This window comes from Novosphingobium sp., assembly GCF_049240505.1.
In the GTDB taxonomy this organism is placed as follows: Bacteria; Pseudomonadota; Alphaproteobacteria; order Sphingomonadales; family Sphingomonadaceae; genus Novosphingobium.
The window spans coordinates 1-1,934 of the sequence record NZ_JBMLSM010000232.1 but is presented as its reverse complement, the minus strand read 5'-3'; the positions used below and the strand labels follow the sequence as shown (position 1 = coordinate 1,934).

Here is a 1,934-nt window from a genome sequence, read left to right as displayed (position 1 = left end):
TGGCTCGGCACGTTCCATTCCATCGCCGCCAAGATGCTGCGCCGCCATGCCGAACTGGTGGGGCTGCAAAGCAACTTCACGATCATCGACACAGACGACCAGTTGCGGCTGCTGAAGCAGTTGATCGTGGCGGAGGGCATTGACGACAAGCGCTGGCCCGCCAAGCAACTGGCCGGGCTGATCGACAAGTGGAAAAATCGCGGTCTGAACCCCGCCGATCTCGATGCACTTGAGAATGAGGCCTATGCCAACGGCAAGGGCCAGCGTTTCTACGCATTATACCAGAACCGGCTGCGTGAACTGAACGCCTGTGATTTCGGCGACCTCCTGATGCACATGCTCAACATCTTCCGGCGCGAACGCGAAGTGCTGGAGATGTGGCAGCAGCGCTTCAAATACGTGATGGTGGACGAATATCAGGACACCAACGCGGTCCAGTACCTGTGGCTGCGCTTGCTCGCGCAGAACCGCAAGAACATCTGCGTGGTGGGGGACGACGACCAGTCTATCTATTCATGGCGCGGGGCAGAAGTCGCCAATATCCTGCGGTTCGAAAAGGATTTTCCGGGCGCAAAGGTGATCAAGCTGGAGCAGAACTACCGCTCCACCCCGCATATCCTCGGTGCGGCATCAGGCCTGATCGCGGAGAACTCCGAACGCCTAGGCAAGACGCTGTGGACCGAAATTGACGGTGGCGACAAGGTGCGCGTGATTGGCGTCTGGGACGCGCCCGAGGAAGCGCGCCGGATCGGTGATGAAATCGAACGACTTGAGCGCGAGGGCGCCCCGCTTGATCGCATTGCCATCCTCGTCCGCGCGCAGTTCCAGACACGCACGATCGAAGACCGTTTCATCCAGATCGGCATGGGTTATCGCATCGTTGGTGGCTTCCGCTTCTACGAGCGTGCCGAAATTCGTGATGCGCTGGCCTATCTGCGCCAGATCGCCAGCCCCCAGGACGATCTTGCCTTCGAGCGGATCTATAACACACCGAAGCGCGGCCTGGGTGACAAGACGCTGGAAAAGCTCCACCGCCACGCCCGTGCGCGCGGTGTGCCGCTGTCATCCGCAGCAGTCGAAATACTCGACACCGACGAACTGCCTGCCCGGGCGCGCAATACGCTCGCCGCACTGATGCGCGATTTCGCCCGCTGGCGTGACGCGGCAAAGCAATTGGTTCCAGCCGAGCTTGCCCGCACGATCCTTGATGAAAGCGGCTATACCACCGCGCTTCAGGCGGAAAAGACTGCCGAAGCCGCTGGGCGCCTTGAAAACCTCACCGAACTCGCGCGCGCGATGGAAGAGTATGAGACGCTGGGCGATTTCCTCGAACACGTCAGTCTGGTGATGGACAACGAAGGCGTGGCGGACGAGCATAAAGTCACGATCATGACCATCCACGCCGCCAAGGGGCTGGAGTTTGACAACGTGTTCCTGCCGGGCTGGGAAGAAGGCGTATTCCCCTCGCAGCGCTCGCTTGACGAAGGCGGTCTGGCGTCACTGGAGGAAGAGCGCCGCCTCGCCTATGTCGCGATCACCCGCGCGCGGCGGCGCTGCACGATCCTCCACGCCGCCAATCGCCAGATCTACGGTCAGTGGACCAGTTCGATCCCTTCGCGCTTCATCAGCGAACTGCCTGCCGACCATATCGAGGAGGAAACCACCCTGTCAGGTGGCGCATCGATGTGGCGCGCCAGTTGGAGCGAACGGGACGATCCTTTTGCGCACGTAGCGCAGGCAACCCCCAATCGCGGTGCGGCGCGCGGGCCGGGCTGGCAACGGGCCGCTGCACAACCGTTCGATCCCAAGCCGCGCCGCATCGCCGAAAGCACGCGCAGCGCCGCCAGCTTTGCCGCAAAGCCGCGCAATGACATCGGCTTGGGTGCGCGCGTGTTTCACGAAAAGTTCGGCTATGGCACCGTGGCCGAGCAGGA

The 1,934-nt window shown here is 61.9% G+C and carries 1 protein-coding gene; it reads left to right on the top strand.

Features of this window, described 5'->3' with window-relative positions:
• Nucleotides 1–1,934, top strand: a 1,934-nt coding sequence (locus tag ACOVQ0_RS19325; RefSeq protein ID WP_421888425.1) for an ATP-dependent helicase, incomplete at both ends; no start/stop codon positions are given.